Genomic DNA, 16,552 nt, shown 5'->3' with positions numbered 1-16,552 from the left:
GACTCCTGGAACCTGGCGCGGCATGGCCGGGCCAGCACGTGACATGCCGCACGCGCTGCGCATCGCGGCCTGGTGCATGTGTGCTCACCACGGCACGCGCGGCGCCAGGCGATGCAGCAGCGCGTTGAATTGACGCTCGCCGTGCGCATCGTCGTGACGCAAGCTCACACAGGCCTGCCCGGCGAAACGGCAGGCGGCGTCGACCTGCCCGGCCGCGGCCAGCGCCTCCAGACTGGCCAAGAGAATGCCGACCACCCCCGCGGACCCGCATGGCGCTGCGCGCATGCGCTGGGCATTCGTTGCCGGCGTCGTATGGCTCATGCTGCGCCCTCCTCGGGGATGCCAAAGTGCTGCTTGGCCGCGGAACTCATGTTTTGCGGCGACCAGGGCGGCTCGTGCGTCATCACGACCTCGACCGAGGTGACACCCGCCACCTGCGTCGCGCTGTGGCGTGCGCCTTCCTGCAAATAACTGGTGGCCGGGCAGCCACGCGTGGTGGTGGTCATCAGCACGCGCGCAGCACCCGCCACGTCGACGGCGATGTCATAGATCAGCCCGAGATCGACGATGTTGTAGCCCAGCTCGGGATCGATCACGACACGCAGCGCCGTGCGGATGCGTTCGGCCACGGGCACGATGTCGGTACTGCTCATGACGTGCTCCGCGCCTCGCCGCCAACGCGCACCAGGATGCGATACGTGCTCCCGTCCGACTCGAATCCGCCGCGCCAGGCATGGCCGCGCTGGACCAGCTCCGGCAGCAGGAATATCGGCTCACGGCACAGTAGTGCCGCCAGCACTTCACCGCGCCGCATCGATTCCAGCGCGGCCAGGATGCGCACCATCGGCTCGGGCGGATCGAGATCACGGTGGTCGAGCGTGATCGCCGGCGCGGGCCAGACCTGCGCCGCGTTGTCATCGTCCGCAGCGGGCGCCGACGCATCCACAGCGGTTGGCGCGGGCGTGAACAGCACCTCCCAGTCGCCATCGCCGATCTCGCGCGCGCTGTGCGTGTAGCCTCTGGAGCCCAGCACGCTCAACAGTGGCGTTGGCTTGAATGTGGCCAGCAGGCGCAGGCCCTGATCGGGCCTCAACGCAACAACGGCCGCCATGATGTGCTCGAACGGCTCGCCGCCGCGCTTCAAGATCGGGCGTACGTCCAAATCGACGAAGTCAGTCATCATCAACCTCCTGTGGTGGGGCGCGCATCAAGCGCGGCGAACAAAAGCGCCGGGCGGCGGCTGCCGGCGGGAAAGCGCACCGGCGCGGGCACATCGATCAGACGGCGCGCGCGGATCAGTTGCACGGTGATGCCTGCGGTCGCGATCAATTGCAGCGCCGCCGCCACGCGAAACAGTCCCGCCGCATGGTCCAGCAGCGCGCCGGTGCCGATCCAGACCGCCGCGAAATACAACGCGAACCACTTGCGCGCGCGCTGTTCGGCGACCAGATCCTGCACGCGCGGCGTGGGCGCCCTGCCCAGCGCCGGGCCATAGCACTCCAGCCAGGTCAGGAACGGGATGATCTTGTAAAGCTTGGCCAGACCGAGCCCTGACAGCCATCCGAACAGAATCAGAAACACCAGCGCAGCGACGTTCCGCGTCAGCGATTCCGTGCCCACCAATACGATCAGCAGCACGGCGGCGATTGCCAGCGAGGCCACGGCCGCCGCGGCCATCCGGCTGTTGAGCTCGATCACGCGGCGCTTGCGCACGCGATACAGGTGCACGAGGTCATGCACATACAGGGCGATTGCCAACAGTCCCGGCAGCGCCGCGACGGCAAGTACCGCCGCGATGCCGTGATCGAATCCGATCACGACCGTGCCGCCGAGCACGCTCACGCCCAGCGCGCCCGCGCCGAACAGCAACACCGCCCGCGTACTGCGCCGATCCGACTCGGGCGCGAGCATGAACATCGCCAGCAGGCGATAGCTCACGCCCATGGCGGTCAGGCTGAGCCAACCACCCAGACCGGCAATGATGTGCAGCGGCAGACCATAGGCGAACAGGCGCACCGCGAACGGCGCGGTGACATCGGCGCCCAGCACCAAGGCGAAAGTGATGCCCAGCGCGACCGTGGCGACCAGACCGAGCAGGCCCACGACCACGAAACGCGCCGGCAGCGTCAGCGGACGCGCCGAGGCAAGGGTACGGCCGAGATTCCACAGCACCAGTCCGAAGCCCGCGGCGAGTAGCGTGCTGGCGATGGGAAACAGCGCCCAGCGCGTGCTCAGGGTGCCGCGCAATCCCAGAAAACCCAGCAGCAGCGTCGATATGCCCGCCACCAGCAGCAGCAAGGTGATCAATGGCAGTTGTGGATGGCGCAGCGGCTTGGCCACCAGCACCGGCACGAACTGGAACAGCGCACCGCACAGCAACAGGCTCAGCCATCCCAGCGTGACCAGGTGCACCAGCACCAGCGTGGAGGGAGCGGCCAGCACGGCGTTCGGGTAGCCCCAGCCCACGCTCATCAGGACCTCCGCCGTCAGTAGCGCGACCAGGGCTGCGGCAAAGTAGGTCATCGTCCAACGCGAGAGTGAAACGCCAACCACGACAGGTTTCCTCGGATCGATGTGGCCGGGCCGGTTTTCGGCTCGGCCGCACTTTCATGCAACGCGCGGCTCAGGCGGCGCGCGCGAGCTTGCGAATCTCGACGCGCCACACCCGCGGGCCGTTTTCCACATACGTCCACGAAAACTGCCGCGGATACTCGGCCTCGAGCTGGTAATACAGCGGCTTGGGGTCGTGATCGTTGACCAGCACGAAAGCACCGCCCGGGGTGAGCGCGGCAACCAATTCAAAGATCCTGGCGTGGCGTTGCGCGGGGATCAACGGACGCACATCGATCTCGGGTGCAACAGAAGTCGGGGTGGCTTGAGACATGGCTTCATCCAAGTGTTGGGGAATGCGTGATAAGGGCTGCCGTACTTGCGCGCGCAAGCGAGATGACACGTGCCGCAGCAAGGCAAGATTAGGCTTCGTAACATGCATTGTCAATGCCTCTTTAAGCACAGTCCAAACCGTCATGCAGCGATAACACGAACCGCCGTGACAGAAGCAGGCGCCGCGCCCGGCGCGCTGCGGATTCAGCTTGCGCTGACGGCGTGCCGCATCGCGATCTGGGCGCGCAGGCTGTCCCGGTCGCGGCCGATGCTGACCACGGCCCGCACGCTGCCGTCCAGCAAATAACGGCACAGATAATTGCCGGAAGCCGGATCGCCCTCTTCTTCCTGCGCATCCCAGTGCGTGGCATGGCCCACGTAGCTGAGGGTCAAATCGCCATGCTGGCTCCAGAAAAACGGCACCTCGAGAAAAGGCTCGACAAAGCCCAGCAGATTGCGCGCGGCGGCTTTGCCCTGCGCCTGTGCCAGCGCCCAGTGTTCGATGCGCTGACGCTGGCCACCGCGCGCGTCGGGCCAGTTGGCCACATCGCCCGCAGCCCAGACATCGGCGACGCTGGTGGCGAGGTAACGATCGACCACGATGCCATTGTCGATGCGCAAACCGGCCTGCTCGGCCAGCGCGACATCGGGGCGCACGCCCACGCCCATCACCACCAGGTCGGCGGGCAGCAGCGCACCATCGTCGAGTTCCACCGCATGGGCATGGATCGCGGCGGGCTTGCGGCCGAGATGGAACACCGTGCCCAGCGCCTCGTGCACGCCGCGCAGGTAATCGGCCAGGCGCGCACCGAACACGCGCTGCAGCGGACGCGTCTCGGGCGCGACCACGCGCACCTCGATGGCGCGTGCGCGTAGCGCGGCCGCCACCTCCAATCCGATGAAACTGGCGCCGATCACCACCACGCGTCGCGCGCCGCGCTCGATGGCAGTCAGGATGGCCTGCGTATCGGCCAGACTGCGCAGCACATGAACGTGAGAGGCGTCCGCGCCGGGAATCAACAGCCGAATCGGTTGCGCGCCGGTGGCCAGCAACAGCGCGGCGTATTCGAACTGGCGCCCGTCGCTGCACATGACGCGACGCGCCGCCGTATCCAGTGCCGTGGCGCGTGCACCGGGCAGCAACCGGATGTCCTGTTCTTGCCAATACTCGGCGCCGCGCAGCGGCAGCCACTCCGGCGGCGTCTTGCCGGCCAGATAATCCTTGGACAGATTGGGCCGGTCGACCGGCGTATCCGGCTCAGCCGCCAGCAGGGTGATGGATCCGGCATGACCGGCGCGGCGCAGCTCCGTGGCGGCGGCTTCGCCGGCGGCGCCAGCACCGACGATCAGCACGCTGGCCGGATTGCGCGGTGGCGGCGCGGGCCGCGGCGGCGTTCGTGGCACGGTTACGAACACCCGACCGTCGCGTTCTTCCACCGTGTAGCAGCGCAGCGGATTCAGGCCCGGGGCACCCAGCACCATGCCGCTGCGTAGCGAAAAACAGGCGTGATGCCAAGGACAGTACACGCGTTCGCCATCCACCACGCCCTCGGCGAGTGGGCCTGCGTAATGCGTGCAGGTGGCCGAAACCGCGTCGACCCGGGTCCCACACCGCACCAGAATCACTGCTTCGCCATCGACGTGACCCAATAGCGGCTGGCCTTCGGTCAACTGGTCCCGTGCCACGCCCCGGCGCAGATCAGGGCCGTCGAGATGCTGGGTTTCGTTCATGGTGTTACCTCCGGATGCCGATGAATGGGGCTCTATCGTGGACAATCTGGGCAGTGCCGATAACGCCACGCATCACGGCGACCGAAAGTCGCATGGCGTTACCCAACGTAACCGGCATCGGAGGCTCACGGCCCGCTCCATTGGGGCGGCATCGCACTGTTGATGCGCGAGGTGGCCAGATTGCGGCAACTTGTCGAGTCTGCACTTCTGGACGTGCGTGCTTATGAGGTGCAGAGGTTACGGCAACCGCGCCATCACCGCCTCGGTCAGACGGGCGCAGCGCCGGCCCATGAACGGGAATGCCTCGCTCAGTGTGTCCGCCAGCGTTGCCTGCAACGAAGCGCGTAGCAAACGGCGCGCGCGATGCAGACGGGTCTTGATTGTTTCCGGTTTGATCCGCAACTGGATGGCTGTTTCTTCCACCGTGCATTCTTCGAGTTCGCGCATCACGTAGACCGTGCGGAGCGTCTCCGGCAATCCATCGATGGCGTGTTCGAGCAGATGACGGATCTGCGCACGGGCGGCCGACACGGCCGGATCCTCGTTGCCAAACCTGGACGGGAACTGGATGATCTGGTGGGTGTCGTCGGGCGCCGCGTCGATCTGCTCCAGCCCAACCATGCTGTGGCGCTTGCGCAGCCGGCCGCGCGCCTCGTTCAGCACGATGCTGGTCAGCCAGGTCAGCAGAGTCGAATCACCGCGGAACGAATCCAGCTTGTGATAGGCGCGCAGGTACGACTCCTGCAGCACATCCTCCGCTTCCGCATCCTCTCCTACCACGCTGCGCGCGATGCGGAACAAGCGCTGGTTGCAACGCTGCATGATGTGCCGGAAGGCTTCGCGCTGGCCGCCCCGGACCAATGCCACCAGCGCGCGATCGTCCAGCGCGGCGTAATCGATGGGTGTTGCATGGGCATGGACTGACATGGTGATTCCTTGTACACCCGATGAGATGCAGCCGCCGTCCTGAGGTTCCCGCTTCAACCGGCGAGCAGCGACAGGATTTCCCGCCGCTGTGGTTCCTGCGCGAACTGACCGAGCAGACGCCGGGTCAGCATCGCGACCCCATGCAGGCGTACGCCACGTGAGGACATGCAGTCGTGACTTGCTTGGATGATCACCGCCACGCCATGCGGTTGCAGTACATGGGCCAGCGTATCGGCGATCTCGGCGGTCAGCCGCTCCTGGATCTGCAGACGCCGCCCGCAAGCCTCGACCAGCCGCGCCAGCTTGGAAATACCGACCACCCGACGGTTCGGCAGGTAGGCGATGTGCACCACTCCGCGAATGGCCGCCATGTGATGCTCGCACGTCGACTGCAGCGGGATGTCGCGCAACATGACCAGGTCATCGTAGCCGCCGACCTCCTCGAACGTGCGCTTGAGCAAGCTGGCGGGATCCTGCCGGTAGCCAGAAAACCATTCCTCGTAGGCGCGTACCACGCGGGCCGGCGTCGCCCGCAGACCCTCGCGTGATGGCTCATCGCCGGCCCAGCGGATCAGCGTGCGCACCGCAGCTTCCGCCTCGGCCCGCGACGGACGCCGTACTTCGGGAATACCCGCAGGCGCCACGGAAACAGCGGAAGACATGACCAGATCGGATTCGAGCATGGCTGCGGATTCGGTAGTGAATGACACCGATCCGATGCAGCGACCGCGCACGAGGTTCCCGTCATCGGTACGCCCGTGGAAGCCATCGGCGCCATGCGCCGGAACCTGCGCGCCGCTGCTGCATCACATAGGCGCCGGCAAGACATCGGAGCCGTCCGCTCGCTGCACTTGCCGCGTCCGCTCATCCACCCATAGGAGAACGATCATGTTCAAGAAAGCGAAACTATTTGCGGTCCTGACGGCGCTTGCGGTCTCCCTGACCGGCCTCGCCACCGCGTTCTACGGTAGCGCGGCGTTAGCCGCGACCCCGAACATGCAGGGCATGAACTGGTTCGGCGGCCCGGTCTACGACGGTAAACCGAACCTTGAGGTCACCGCGGCGCTGGTCGATGCCGGTGGCGGCGTCGAACATTTCAGCTTCCAGCAAGCACTGGTGTCGATGCTGGGCGAAAAGACCGTGCATGCTGAGGTCGGCAAGTTGACCAAGCAGTACGGCTCCAAGAAGGTCAATGACTGGATCGCCGCGATGGATTTCTACGTCACCGACGGGCTCAAGCACGCCACGGCGATGGGCATCAATCTGCCCACGGCACCGGCCGATCTCAAGGGTGCGACGCTAGCCAAGCGACTGGTCAGCGAGGGAACCGACCCGCACGGTGTGTTCTGGGCCGGCTGGCTGTTCGACCATCTGCTTTCGCATGATATTCACGACATGGTGATGGCCGACTTGCAAGCCGTGCACGGTCTCTCTTATGACGAGAACGGGCACCGCATCACCAATCAAGCAATGTACGACGTGGCACAGGCGCTGGGGTTGAAGAAGGTCAAGCTGGCTTCCCTGCACTGCTGGATCTGCAGGCACCAGCCACAGGCCTCGACCAGCCGCGCCAGCTTGGAAATGCCGATCACCCGCCGCTTCGGCGAATAAGCGAGGCGCACCACGCCACGGATCGCCGCCATGTGGTGCTCGCAGGTGGATTGCAGGGAATGTCGCGCAGCACGACCAACAAGCCATGTACGACGTCGCGATGCTGCGTCACAAGCATCTCAATCGGGTGCATGAGCCGCTCCCGAACCGATCTACTCCGACCCCGCTGGCGTGTCGATCCGCAGATGGCCGGCTTCTTCCAGGCGCCTGAGCAGCACGTGGAAATACACCAGCCCCGCATAGGGCTGCCAACGCCGCACCAGAGCTGCGGTGGCTTCAGCGTCGAGTCGTGGCAATCCCAGCCACGCCGCCAGATGCTTGTGCGCCCCCACATCGTCCACGGGAAACACACCCAGCCGGCCCAGACCGCGCAGAGCCACATACTGCGCGCTCCAGCGCTTGATACCGCGCAGCGTGCTGAGCATACGCATTGCGCCCGCATCATCGGCCACTTCGAGCGCGGCGGCTGTCAGCTTGCCTCTGGCGAGATCTCGCGCCAGGCCGGTCAGATAGCCGGTCTTCTGCTGGCTGAAGCCCAGGGCGCGCAACGCGTGGGAATCGGCATCGCACAGATCCTGCGGACGCGGGAAAGCATGCAACTCCGGCGCCAAGGGATGCGCCGGCCCGAACTGCGCGCTGAGATGGCCCAGCAAGGCGATGCCCGAAGCCAGACTCACCTGCTGGCAAGCCACCGCATTGGCCAGCGCCTCGAACAGCGTGGCGAAGCGCGGCGGCTTGAGCCCGCGATAGCGCAGCACCAGCGGCCCCAGATCGGGATCGCCAGCAGCCTGCGCATAAAAGCCCGACAAATCGACATCCAGTCCCAGCATGCGCCGCAGCACGACGACAATGTCCTCGCGCCGGGCCGGATCATCCACGGCAACGCCATGCAGCCGCACCTGCAGCATGGGCTGCTGCGTGCTGCCGCGCTGCTGCACTTCGGCAAACACCGCGCCCGTATGGCTGCCGAAGCTGCGCCGATAGACGCCGCTCTGCCATGTGTCGATGCGATTGCCGGGCTGGCGCCGCAGCGCCCAGACGGTCAAGTCCAGGCGGAACGGCGCGCGCGCCTCAAGCCGCAGTTCCATGGCGGCGCAGATAGCTCAGCAGCGCCACCGCGTTGTTGTGGGCCTCGTCCTTGGCGGCATACAACAAGGTGACATGCGGATGCCCGGCCAGCACGCTGCGCAATTCGCGCACGACCTCGGGCTGGGCGTCGAGTTCGGCGAAATAACGCTGCTGGAATTCATCCCAGCGCGCCGGATCGTGCGCGAACCAGTGGCGCAAGGCGTCGCTGGGCGCCACCTCGCGCAACCAGTGCCGCACGGCGGCCTTGTCCTTGCTCAAGCCGCGCGGCCACAAGCGATCCACCAAAATGCGCACACCCTCTCCAGGTGCCGCGGCGGCATATACCCGCTGGATCGAAATCCGCGTCATGGCGCGCTCCATCAGTGCGATGCAATGCATACACGCAACACGCGCAACCGGCATGGACCGCGCTTGCGGTCGCGCGCAAACATGTAATATGCGTGCATCATATAGCGCACTTCGAGGCCACGCAAACCATGCCGGGCGGATACAAGGAGCCATCATGCGACTGACCAACTTCTCGGATTACGCCCTGCGCGTGTTGATGTACGCCGCAGCGCAACGCGAGCGTCTGATCACCATCGAGGAAACCGCGCAGATCTATGACATCTCGCGCAATCACCTGATGAAAGTGGTCAATGTGCTGACGCGCGCGGGGTATCTGAAAGCCGTGCGCGGCCGCGCCGGCGGATTCACATTGGCCAAGCGCCCGGACCGCATCGGCATCGGCGCCGTGCTGCGCTTGACCGAGCCCGACTTCGCGCTGGTGGAGTGCTTTTCCGCGGACAACCACTGCCTGATCGCACCCGCATGCCGCTTGCGCGGCGTATTGCGCGAAGCCCTCGCCGCCTTCGTGGCGGTGCTCGATCGCCACACCCTGGATGATCTGCTGCTGCATCCCGAGGACTTTGGATTGCAGCCGGCCGCTTGAGCCGCATGCGTATCGACGCCGCGCAACACCGTCGAGCCCACACTTGGAATCCGCACCATGAATCGACCCGAAGCCGGGCGCAAGCCACGACCGATCGCCGCAAGCCTCGAACACGGGCGAGCGAACCCGCGCGGCATCTCGCCATCCATGGCGCAGATACTGGCCGCCGCGCCGCATCGCATGATGTTCTTTGCCGGCGCCACGGCGGTGCTGCTGAGCATGCTGTGGTGGACACTGGCACTGGCCGCCGGAACCTGGAGCTGGGCGCACTGGCCGCAGGCGCCGATCCCGACGATCTGGGCGCACGCGATGCTGGCGCAGTACGGCATGCTCGGGCCTTTCATCTTCGGCTTCACGCTGACGGTGTTTCCACGCTGGAGCGGTCAGCCGGAACTGCGCCGTGGCGCCTACGTGCCGGTATTCATTGGCGTGTTCGGCGGCTACGTGCTGGCTGTGATCGGGCTGCTGGACCTGCGTCCGCTGCTGCTCGCCGGTTTCGCGCTGCTGCTTGCAGGCTGGCTGTATGGCATCACGCGCCTGCTCGGCGTGCTGCGCACGGCGCGCTCGCGCGACCACTGGGCGTGGTCGATCCTCGCCGCGCTGACCCTGGGGGCGCTCGGCCTGGCGCTGTTCCTGGCCTTTCTGCTGGGCGCACCGCCCGCGCTGGCGATCGCGGCGATCCGTATCGGCACCTTCGCCTTCCTGATGCCAGTGTTCTTCACCGTCACCCATCGCATGCTGCCGTTCTTCTCCAGCAGCGTGATCGCGGGTTATCGCGTGGTACGGCCCGCGTGGTCGCTGCCCGCGGCATGGCTGCTGCTGCTGGCCCATCTGCTGTTGGGCGCGCTGGATCAGCCGCGCCTGCGTGCGCTGAGCGATGCCCTGCTGGCGCTGTTGTTTCTCGGGCACTGGATCGCCTGGCAACCCTGGAAGGCGCGCCGACCGGGACTGCTGAGCGTCCTCTACATGGCCTTTGCCTGGCTGCCGCTGGGCTTCGCGCTGTTCGCGGTGGGCGGCATGTACGGTGAAGGCAACTATGGCGCCTGGGACATGGCCGCATTGCACGCGCTGACCGTGGGCTTCTTCGGCTCGATGCTGGTGGCGATGGTGACGCGCGTGACACATGGCCATTCCGGTCGACCGCTGCGCATGGGCGCGATTCCGTGGTTCACCTTCTTCGCGCTGCAGGCGGTGGCGATCGCGCGCGTGATCGACTCGCTGGCGGGCTACGGCGCGCTGGCCTACACACTGACCGCCGCCGCCTGGGTGGCTGCGTTTCTGCCGTGGGCGCTGCGTGCGGCGTGGATTTATCTGACGCCGCGGCGCGATGGTCGTCCGGGCTGAACGGCAAAATGCGCGTGTGGGGCGAAAGAACTTATCCGGTGCGCGATCGCGCCAACGCGACGAGATACGACATGGCATTGGTGAACTGGTTTCCGCAAATCCTGGCCGCGCACGTGGGCGCGGTGGTCATCTCGGGCACGCTGTTCACGCTGCGCGGGCTGGCGCGCATGGCCGATTGGCGCATCGCCAATCACGCCTCCGTGCGTTATTTCTCGTATCTCAACGACACCGTGCTGCTGGGAGCGGCGATCCTGCTGACCGTGATCGTGCATCAGTACCCACTGCTGGACGCGTGGTTGACGGTGAAGGTCGCGCTGTTGCTGGTGTACATCGCGCTGGGCTCGATCGCGCTCAAGCGCGGGCGCACGCCGCGGGTGCGCGCCGCGGCTTACGTGGCCGCGCTGACGACTTTCGGCTTCATCGTCAGCGTGGCGATCACGCAGAACCCCTGGGGCGTGTTCGCGCTGCTGGACCGTTGATTACCGCGGCGTCGAAACCGTGCGCGAATCGCCCAGCACGCGATTGAGCAGATCGGCCAGGCGCTTGCCGGCGATGCGCAGTTGCCGCTCGGCGATCGGGCGCTCGCGCTCGATGTAACTCTGGCCGATGACGTGGCCTTGCGGATACACGCCCTCGTTCATCACCACCTTGCAGGATTCCTCGGCCCACTGCGCGGGCGGATTGTCCAGCGGCGCGATCGGCGCCGGCAGCGTCACCGGTCCCTGCTTCTGCAGCAGCGCGGTGTAATCGAGCGCATCCAGATGGCGCGTGGACAGCAGGCCCGAATCCCACATGCGATGCAGGTTGCTGCCCTGTCCATCAAACTGCACCTGATAGTCGTTGGCGCCACGGTCCTGCTGGTAGCCGGCGTGCAGCGGCTGGTTGACGTCGCCGACGAAATGCACGACAAAGTTCAGCGCCTGCGCGCGCGCGGCCACAGGCAGTCTGCGGTTGCCCAGGATCGCGGCGTAATGGTTGATGGCGCCGACCACGCACTGACCGTCCGGGCAGTCGAGCGCGGGTTTGTAATCGCAGGAGCCGTGCATGTTGACGTAGTGCAGCGGCGCGGTGGCCTTGCCCAGCGCGGCCTGCGCCGGATCGTCGCGCAGCGTGTCGGCCCAGTTGGCGATGTCGGCCATGCTTTGCATGTGCTCGCTGGCCAGCAGCGCATCGACCTGCGCGCGTGCGCCCGGCGCCAATTGCGCGTCGGCCAGATCGGCCACGATGCGATGCCCGAGCGGACCCCAAGCGAAGGCCGGCGTGGTGGCCAGCAGGCCGAGGCACAGCAGGATGCCGCGATGGATCGAGCGCATGCGAAGTCTCCGGATCAATGCGTGCCAGTGTGGTAGCGCGACGCGGGGCGGCACATCGCCCGAAGGTCACGTTGCCGATAAGATCGCGTTTCCGCAACCCGCCTGAGGACGCTCGTCATGCCCATCAAGGTCGCCATCAACGGCTACGGCCGCATCGGCCGCAACATCCTGCGCGCGCTGTACGAGGCCAATCGCACCGACGCGATTCGGATCGTCGCCATCAACGACCTCGGCGATGCCGAAACCAACGCCCATCTGACCCAGTACGACACCGCGCACGGGCGCTTCCCACATGAGGTCTCGGTGGACGGCGGCGATCTGGTCGTCAAAGGCGACCGCATCAAGGTGTGCGCCGAGCGTGATCCGACCAAACTGCCCTGGGGCGCGTTGGGCGTGGACGTGGTGCTGGAATGCACCGGGCTGTTCACCAGCAAGGCCAAGGCCGGTGCGCATCTGGCCGGCGGCGCCAAGAAGGTGATCATCTCCGCACCGGGCGGCAGCGATGTGGACGGCACCTTCGTCATGGGCGTCAACCACGACCAGCTCAAGGCCGGTCATCAGGTGATCTCCAACGCCAGTTGCACCACCAACTGCCTGGCGCCGCTGGCCAAGGTGCTGCACGCCAGGGTCGGCATCGTGCACGGGCTGATGACCACCATCCACTCGTATACCAACGATCAGGTGCTGACCGACGTCTTTCACAAGGATTTGCGTCGCGCGCGCAGCGCCACCATGAGCCAGATCCCGACCAAGACCGGCGCCGCCGCCGCGGTCGGCCTGGTACTGCCGGAGCTCAACGGCAAGCTCGACGGCTTCGCCATGCGCGTGCCGACCATCAACGTGTCGGTGGTCGATCTGACCTTCGTCGCCGCGCGCGCCACCAGCAAGGACGAGATCGACACCGCGATCAGGGAAGCCAGCGCGGGTGCGCTGAAGGGCATCCTCGGCATCAACAGCAAGCCGCTGGTGTCGGTGGACTTCAACCACAACCCGCTGTCGAGCATCTACGACGCCACCCAGACGCGCGTGATGGGCGGCACCCTGGTCAAGGTGCTCAGTTGGTACGACAACGAGTGGGGCTTCTCCAACCGCATGCTGGACATGACGCTGGCGCTGATGGCAGCGCGCTGAGCGCGGTCGGGACGAGCGCGTCCCGTGCAGGCCATGGATGGCCCGCTCGCACGGGATCTGGCCGCAGGGTGGCATGCGGGCAGGCTGGGCTGCATATCCCAGTCCGGTACCGAGGGAGAGCGCCGGGTCTGTCAGCCCAGCCCACGGCGCTGACACTGCGGGAAAGCGTTTGATCTGCAAGGCCCAGCCTGCGGCGCTCGCGCACGACCGCGGCGCCCGGCAGAATCGGCTGCATGGCGAATGCTGCTGTCCCCACCATCGAGCTCGAGCTGCACAGCCTCGCGCAACTGTTCGACGTGCTCGACCCGGCGCCGTTCCGCGAACGCGCGCTGGATCCGCACGCGCATCGCTATCTGCTCTCCTACGCGCAGGAACTCGAGCCGCGCGGCGCCCTGCGCCTGCGCGTGCACCTGCCGCCCGAGCTGCGCGACGCGGCCGACACCATCGACGCGGCGGTGCACAACCACTTCACCTACGAGCGCGACCAGGCCGCGCGGCTGCTGCGCGCGCATGCGCCTGGCGTGGCGGGCGCTGCTGGTCGGCATGCTGATCCTGGCCTCGACCACCCTGGTCGGCCAGGAGCTGCGCCGGCTGCCGCTGCTCGACTGGCTGGGCGAGGGCGTGCAGATCCTCGGCTGGGTGATGCTGTGGTATCCGCTCGACCTGCTGCTGTTCCAGCGCCGCGAGGCGGTCGCCGAGCTGCGCGCGCTGGACGCGCTGGCGCATGCGGGGGTGGAACTGGTGGACCGCGACAGCAGCCGCGGCGCGGCCGGTTGAGCCGCGCGGCCCGCCGTCAACTCAAGCGCCGACGATCCGCCACGTCGCCCACGCCGCACCGATGATCGCCGCCTGCGCGGCGGCCAGCGGCGCCGCGAACCGCGGCCCGCCGGCGATCCATGCCGCGGCGCACTTGCTGAGCGCGTTGCTGCTGAAAGCCGCCAGCACCGCGACCGGTGCCAGCCCGGACGACAGATGTCCATCCACCGTCAACTGCGCGACCGAGACCGCGGCGGCATGCGCATCGGCCAATCCGGCCGCGGTCGCCGCCAGCAGCGCGCCGGTCGCCCCGAGCGCGCGCCGCGCCGCGTCCGCCCCGAGCAGCGCCGCGCTGACCAGCAGCGCGAAACCCAGCGCATGGCGCGGATCGAAGGGCCGCCGCCGCAACGGCAATGCCACGCGTTCCATGCGCGCCGCGCCACGACGCAATGCGATCGCCGCCGCCAGCAGCGCCGCCACGCTGGCCGCCAGCAGCGGCGCCGACAGATGCAGCAGCAGTTCCGGCGCCAGCGCGCCGACCAGCAGCGCCAGCTGCAGCACGGTGGCGATGTTCGACAGCAGCGCGCCGCCGAGGCAGGCCGCGAACAGCGCCGGCTGCTGCCGCGCGCGCTGGCCCATCGCGCCGATGGTGGCGGTGCTGGAGACAAACCCGCCGATCAGGCCGCTGAGCGCCAGTCCGCGCGCCGGACCCAGCAGGCGCAGCGCGACGTGGCCGAGACTCTCGATCGCCATCACCAGCAACGCCAATACCCACAGCGTGCGCAGATTCAGTCCGGCCAGCAACGCGAGCGGGCGGTCCGGCAACAGCGGCAGGATCACCAGCACGGCGGCCGCCAGCAGCAAGCCCGCGTGCAATTCTTCGGCGCTGAGCGCGCGCCGCGCGAAATGATGCAGCCGCGTCTTCGCAGCCAGCGCCAGCGTGGTCAGCACCGCCAGCGCCGCCGCCCCTGCCGGCGCATGCATCGCCAGCGCGCCGAGCAGGACTGTCAGCAGCAGCGCCAACTCGGTGGTCAGGCCGGGATCGTCGTCGCGCGCGCGCAGGTAGCCGGCCAGCGCGAACGCCGCGGCGGCCAGCAGCGTCACCGCCAGCGCCGCATCGCCCAGCCGGATGGCGACCGCGCCAGCCAGCGCTGCCAACAGAAAGCTGCGCAATCCCAACGGTTGGCGCCGCGGACCGCGGCCCTTGTGGCGTTCGCGCTCGATGCCGAGCAGCAGCCCGCTGCCCAGCGCGGCGATCAGGCCCATCAAGGCGGTAATGTCCACGACGAGATCTCCATGCGACGACGCACGCCCGGATCGTATCGTCCGGCAATAGCAACTCGCGCGCGGGCCTGCGACGCCTAGGTAGGCATCGAAGCATATCGCGATGTTGCGCGGCAGCAGGCGCCGGCCCGCGCTGACGACGATGCACGAGGCTTCGACCGTCGCCAGACCATCCATAGCAAGTCGTCGCAACCGCTGCAAGACGGTGCCTGATTAATTACCGGCGCCGATTGGCGGCGCGACCGCGCCGGCAGGAGCATCGACGCAACGTCGCGTCAGCCCTGGATCCCCGATCGGCACTGCGCGTCGTCCGGGACGATGCAGCCCGGTAACCGGCGCTGCGCTATGCACGTGTCCCGGGCGAGCCCGGAATCCCGGGGCCATGGCCCAGGCTCCGTCACGCGCTGTCGATGCGCGCTTCGCTCTCGGCATCGAAAAAATGCAGCGCGGCCGGATCGAAGCCCAGCTCGAGATGATCGCCCACCGCGGGCAGGCAGTCGGGCGCCAGGCGCGCGGTGAGCGCGCAGGCACCCCAGCGCATCTCCACGAACACTTCGCTACCGACGGGTTCGACCACATCCACCTGCGCAGTGCAGCGTGGCCAGTCGCGCGGCGTGGCCGCATCGGCCAGGCGCAGTTGCTCCGGGCGCAAGCCCAGCACCATCTTGCGCCCGTCGTACGCCGTCAGACGCGCCTGCGTCGCCGGCGCCAGACCCAGTGCGATGCGCGTGTCGGCGGACAGCTCGATGCTGCCGGAGGCGGCCGCGCGATAAATCCCGCGCAGCGTGTTCATCGCCGGACTGCCGAGGAACTCGGCCACGAACAGGTTGACCGGTTCGCGATACAGCCGCATCGGCGTGTCGATCTGCTGGATCACGCCGTCCTTCAGTACCACGATGCGCTGGCCCAGCGTCATCGCCTCGATCTGGTCGTGGGTGACATAGATCATCGTCGTGCCCAGACGCCGGTGCAGGCGCGCGATCTCCACGCGCATGCTCAGGCGCATCTTGGCATCGAGATTGGACAACGGCTCATCGAGCAGAAAAACCTTGGGCTCACGCACCAGCGCGCGCCCCACCGCCACGCGCTGCTGCTGGCCGCCGGAGAGCTGTCCAGGCTTCATTTTCAGCACGTGGTCAAGACCCAGCATGGTCGCCGCATCACTCACCTTGGTTTCGATCGCGCTGCGCGCCAAGCCGCGCAGCCTGAGGCCGAAACCCATGTTCTCGGCCACGCTCATGTGCGGATACAACGCATAGTTCTGGAACACCATGGCGATGTCGCGATCCTTGGGCGGCAGGTCGTTGACCACGCGCCCGGCGATGCTGAGCGTGCCGGAGCTGATTTCTTCCAGCCCGGCGATCATGCGCAGCAAGGTGGTTTTGCCGCAGCCCGAGGGCCCGACGAATACGATCAGTTCGCCCGGCTGCACCTCGAAGCTGGCACCAGCGACCGCGGCGCGGCCGTTGGGATAGACCTTGCGCACATTTTCGAGCTTCACACCGCCCATCAACAGTTCTCCGCGGACCGCGCGCTACCCAGCCACGGCACG

The 16,552-nt window shown here is 67.2% G+C and carries 20 protein-coding genes and 1 pseudogene; 6 read left to right on the top strand and 15 right to left on the bottom strand.

The window, feature by feature from the left end; translation table 11 throughout:
• Positions 1–84: 84 nt before the first annotated feature.
• The 8 genes from Mschef_RS06550 to folE all read right to left on the bottom strand — a co-directional run bounded on the left by Mschef_RS06550 (position 85) and on the right by folE (position 6,203).
• Positions 85–321, bottom strand: coding sequence for a hypothetical protein (locus Mschef_RS06550; RefSeq protein ID WP_081127059.1), 237 nt, complete (start codon positions 319–321; stop codon positions 85–87).
• On the bottom strand, positions 318–653 hold the full coding sequence (locus tag Mschef_RS06545) for a metal-sulfur cluster assembly factor (RefSeq protein WP_081127058.1): 336 nt from the start codon (positions 651–653) through the stop codon (positions 318–320). The genes Mschef_RS06550 and Mschef_RS06545 overlap by 4 nt, the downstream gene beginning before the upstream one ends.
• Positions 650–1,180, bottom strand: coding sequence for a DUF2249 domain-containing protein (locus Mschef_RS06540; protein WP_197686749.1), 531 nt, complete (start codon positions 1,178–1,180; stop codon positions 650–652). The genes Mschef_RS06545 and Mschef_RS06540 overlap by 4 nt, the downstream gene beginning before the upstream one ends.
• A 2-nt stretch (positions 1,181–1,182) precedes the next feature.
• On the bottom strand, positions 1,183–2,523 hold the full coding sequence (locus Mschef_RS06535; protein WP_197686748.1) for a hypothetical protein: 1,341 nt from the start codon (positions 2,521–2,523) through the stop codon (positions 1,183–1,185).
• A gap of 100 nt (positions 2,524–2,623) precedes the next feature.
• The gene (locus Mschef_RS06530) at positions 2,624–2,884 is read right to left on the bottom strand and encodes a DUF2249 domain-containing protein (RefSeq protein WP_081127055.1); all 261 of its coding nucleotides are present in this window, start codon (positions 2,882–2,884) and stop codon (positions 2,624–2,626) included.
• Between the two features lie 203 nt (positions 2,885–3,087).
• Entirely contained in the window at positions 3,088–4,614 is a 1,527-nt protein-coding gene (locus tag Mschef_RS06525; RefSeq protein WP_081127054.1) for an FAD-dependent oxidoreductase, read from the bottom strand.
• Between the two features lie 237 nt (positions 4,615–4,851).
• On the bottom strand, positions 4,852–5,541 hold the full coding sequence (locus tag Mschef_RS06520; protein ID WP_081127053.1) for an RNA polymerase sigma factor: 690 nt from the start codon (positions 5,539–5,541) through the stop codon (positions 4,852–4,854).
• A gap of 53 nt (positions 5,542–5,594) precedes the next feature.
• The gene (gene folE, locus Mschef_RS06515; RefSeq protein WP_425480067.1) at positions 5,595–6,203 is read right to left on the bottom strand and encodes a GTP cyclohydrolase I FolE; all 609 of its coding nucleotides are present in this window, start codon (positions 6,201–6,203) and stop codon (positions 5,595–5,597) included.
• 226 nt (positions 6,204–6,429) lie between these two features.
• On the opposite strand from folE, the gene Mschef_RS18070 reads away from it, so the two are divergent.
• Positions 6,430–7,152 carry a hypothetical protein gene (locus tag Mschef_RS18070; RefSeq protein WP_176212415.1) on the top strand — a complete coding sequence of 241 codons (723 nt, stop codon included), beginning with the start codon at positions 6,430–6,432 and terminating at the stop codon, positions 7,150–7,152.
• On the opposite strand, the pseudogene Mschef_RS18410 reads toward Mschef_RS18070, so the two are convergent.
• The 3 genes and pseudogenes from Mschef_RS18410 to Mschef_RS06495 all read right to left on the bottom strand — a co-directional run.
• A pseudogene (locus tag Mschef_RS18410) lies at positions 7,131–7,184 on the bottom strand (hypothetical protein); the annotation flags it as partial. The gene Mschef_RS18070 and the pseudogene Mschef_RS18410 overlap by 22 nt on opposite strands.
• Before the next feature lie 120 nt (positions 7,185–7,304).
• Positions 7,305–8,240 carry a DNA-3-methyladenine glycosylase 2 gene (locus tag Mschef_RS06500; RefSeq protein ID WP_081127050.1) on the bottom strand — a complete coding sequence of 312 codons (936 nt, stop codon included), beginning with the start codon at positions 8,238–8,240 and terminating at the stop codon, positions 7,305–7,307.
• Positions 8,224–8,589: a DUF488 domain-containing protein gene (locus Mschef_RS06495; RefSeq protein ID WP_081129868.1), complete on the bottom strand. Its 366-nt coding sequence runs from the start codon at positions 8,587–8,589 to the stop codon at positions 8,224–8,226. Before Mschef_RS06495 ends, Mschef_RS06500 begins: the two co-directional genes overlap by 17 nt.
• A gap of 154 nt (positions 8,590–8,743) precedes the next feature.
• Between Mschef_RS06495 and Mschef_RS06490 the strand changes: the two genes are divergently transcribed.
• From Mschef_RS06490 to Mschef_RS06480, 3 genes are all read left to right on the top strand, one after another.
• Positions 8,744–9,172 carry an RrF2 family transcriptional regulator gene (locus tag Mschef_RS06490; RefSeq protein ID WP_081127049.1) on the top strand — a complete coding sequence of 143 codons (429 nt, stop codon included), beginning with the start codon at positions 8,744–8,746 and terminating at the stop codon, positions 9,170–9,172.
• Between the two features lie 57 nt (positions 9,173–9,229).
• Complete coding sequence (locus tag Mschef_RS06485) at positions 9,230–10,516, top strand: NnrS family protein (protein ID WP_081127048.1); 1,287 nt, start codon at positions 9,230–9,232, stop codon at positions 10,514–10,516.
• A gap of 71 nt (positions 10,517–10,587) precedes the next feature.
• On the top strand, positions 10,588–10,995 hold the full coding sequence (locus tag Mschef_RS06480) for a SirB2 family protein (protein WP_081129867.1): 408 nt from the start codon (positions 10,588–10,590) through the stop codon (positions 10,993–10,995).
• Here Mschef_RS06480 and Mschef_RS06475 read toward each other — a convergent pair whose 3' ends face one another.
• Positions 10,996–11,829, bottom strand: a complete 834-nt coding sequence (locus Mschef_RS06475; RefSeq protein ID WP_081127047.1) for a S1/P1 nuclease — start codon at positions 11,827–11,829, stop codon at positions 10,996–10,998.
• Between the two features lie 117 nt (positions 11,830–11,946).
• On the opposite strand from Mschef_RS06475, the gene gap reads away from it, so the two are divergent.
• Complete coding sequence (gene gap / locus Mschef_RS06470) at positions 11,947–12,960, top strand: type I glyceraldehyde-3-phosphate dehydrogenase (RefSeq protein WP_081127046.1); 1,014 nt, start codon at positions 11,947–11,949, stop codon at positions 12,958–12,960.
• Between the two features lie 131 nt (positions 12,961–13,091).
• On the opposite strand, the gene Mschef_RS06465 is transcribed toward gap, so the two are convergent.
• Positions 13,092–13,472: a hypothetical protein gene (locus Mschef_RS06465; protein ID WP_081127045.1), complete on the bottom strand. Its 381-nt coding sequence runs from the start codon at positions 13,470–13,472 to the stop codon at positions 13,092–13,094.
• Between Mschef_RS06465 and Mschef_RS06460 the strand changes: the two genes are divergently transcribed.
• A complete protein-coding gene (locus tag Mschef_RS06460; protein ID WP_081127044.1) occupies positions 13,471–13,737 on the top strand; it encodes a hypothetical protein in 267 nt (88 codons plus the stop codon). The two genes, Mschef_RS06465 and Mschef_RS06460, sit on opposite strands and share 2 nt — an antisense overlap.
• Before the next feature lie 21 nt (positions 13,738–13,758).
• Here the strand turns inward: Mschef_RS06460 and Mschef_RS06455 are convergent, their stop codons facing one another.
• Together Mschef_RS06455 and Mschef_RS06450 are read right to left on the bottom strand one after the other, a co-directional pair.
• A complete protein-coding gene (locus Mschef_RS06455; RefSeq protein ID WP_197686746.1) occupies positions 13,759–15,000 on the bottom strand; it encodes a DUF4010 domain-containing protein in 1,242 nt (413 codons plus the stop codon).
• Between the two features lie 397 nt (positions 15,001–15,397).
• Positions 15,398–16,510 (bottom strand): ABC transporter ATP-binding protein, encoded by a 1,113-nt coding sequence (locus Mschef_RS06450; protein WP_081127043.1) that lies wholly within the window; start codon positions 16,508–16,510, stop codon positions 15,398–15,400.
• Positions 16,511–16,552 lie beyond the last annotated feature (42 nt).

The organism is Metallibacterium scheffleri (genome assembly GCF_002077135.1).
Classification (GTDB): Bacteria; Pseudomonadota; Gammaproteobacteria; order Xanthomonadales; family Rhodanobacteraceae; genus Metallibacterium; species Metallibacterium scheffleri.
This window is presented reverse-complemented; position numbering and strand designations above follow the sequence as displayed.

Excerpts from the sequence above, each read along its gene's own strand:
- Mschef_RS06550 (WP_081127059.1), bottom strand. The coding sequence starts at position 321 with ATGAGCCATACGACGCCGGCAACGAATGCCCAGCGCATGCGCGCAGCG.
- Mschef_RS06545 (WP_081127058.1), bottom strand. The coding sequence starts at position 653 with ATGAGCAGTACCGACATCGTGCCCGTGGCCGAACGCATCCGCACGGCG.
- Mschef_RS06540 (WP_197686749.1), bottom strand. The coding sequence starts at position 1,180 with ATGACTGACTTCGTCGATTTGGACGTACGCCCGATCTTGAAGCGCGGC.
- Mschef_RS06535 (WP_197686748.1), bottom strand. The coding sequence starts at position 2,523 with ATGACCTACTTTGCCGCAGCCCTGGTCGCGCTACTGACGGCGGAGGTC.
- Mschef_RS06530 (WP_081127055.1), bottom strand. The coding sequence starts at position 2,884 with ATGTCTCAAGCCACCCCGACTTCTGTTGCACCCGAGATCGATGTGCGT.
- Mschef_RS06525 (WP_081127054.1), bottom strand. The coding sequence starts at position 4,614 with ATGAACGAAACCCAGCATCTCGACGGCCCTGATCTGCGCCGGGGCGTG.
- Mschef_RS06520 (WP_081127053.1), bottom strand. The coding sequence starts at position 5,541 with ATGTCAGTCCATGCCCATGCAACACCCATCGATTACGCCGCGCTGGAC.
- folE (WP_425480067.1), bottom strand. The coding sequence starts at position 6,203 with ATGTCTTCCGCTGTTTCCGTGGCGCCTGCGGGTATTCCCGAAGTACGG.
- Mschef_RS18070 (WP_176212415.1), top strand. The coding sequence starts at position 6,430 with ATGTTCAAGAAAGCGAAACTATTTGCGGTCCTGACGGCGCTTGCGGTC.
- Mschef_RS06500 (WP_081127050.1), bottom strand. The coding sequence starts at position 8,240 with ATGGAACTGCGGCTTGAGGCGCGCGCGCCGTTCCGCCTGGACTTGACC.
- Mschef_RS06495 (WP_081129868.1), bottom strand. The coding sequence starts at position 8,589 with ATGACGCGGATTTCGATCCAGCGGGTATATGCCGCCGCGGCACCTGGA.
- Mschef_RS06490 (WP_081127049.1), top strand. The coding sequence starts at position 8,744 with ATGCGACTGACCAACTTCTCGGATTACGCCCTGCGCGTGTTGATGTAC.
- Mschef_RS06485 (WP_081127048.1), top strand. The coding sequence starts at position 9,230 with ATGAATCGACCCGAAGCCGGGCGCAAGCCACGACCGATCGCCGCAAGC.
- Mschef_RS06480 (WP_081129867.1), top strand. The coding sequence starts at position 10,588 with ATGGCATTGGTGAACTGGTTTCCGCAAATCCTGGCCGCGCACGTGGGC.
- Mschef_RS06475 (WP_081127047.1), bottom strand. The coding sequence starts at position 11,829 with ATGCGCTCGATCCATCGCGGCATCCTGCTGTGCCTCGGCCTGCTGGCC.
- gap (WP_081127046.1), top strand. The coding sequence starts at position 11,947 with ATGCCCATCAAGGTCGCCATCAACGGCTACGGCCGCATCGGCCGCAAC.
- Mschef_RS06460 (WP_081127044.1), top strand. The coding sequence starts at position 13,471 with ATGCGCCTGGCGTGGCGGGCGCTGCTGGTCGGCATGCTGATCCTGGCC.
- Mschef_RS06465 (WP_081127045.1), bottom strand. The coding sequence starts at position 13,472 with ATGCGCGCGCAGCAGCCGCGCGGCCTGGTCGCGCTCGTAGGTGAAGTG.
- Mschef_RS06450 (WP_081127043.1), bottom strand. The coding sequence starts at position 16,510 with ATGGGCGGTGTGAAGCTCGAAAATGTGCGCAAGGTCTATCCCAACGGC.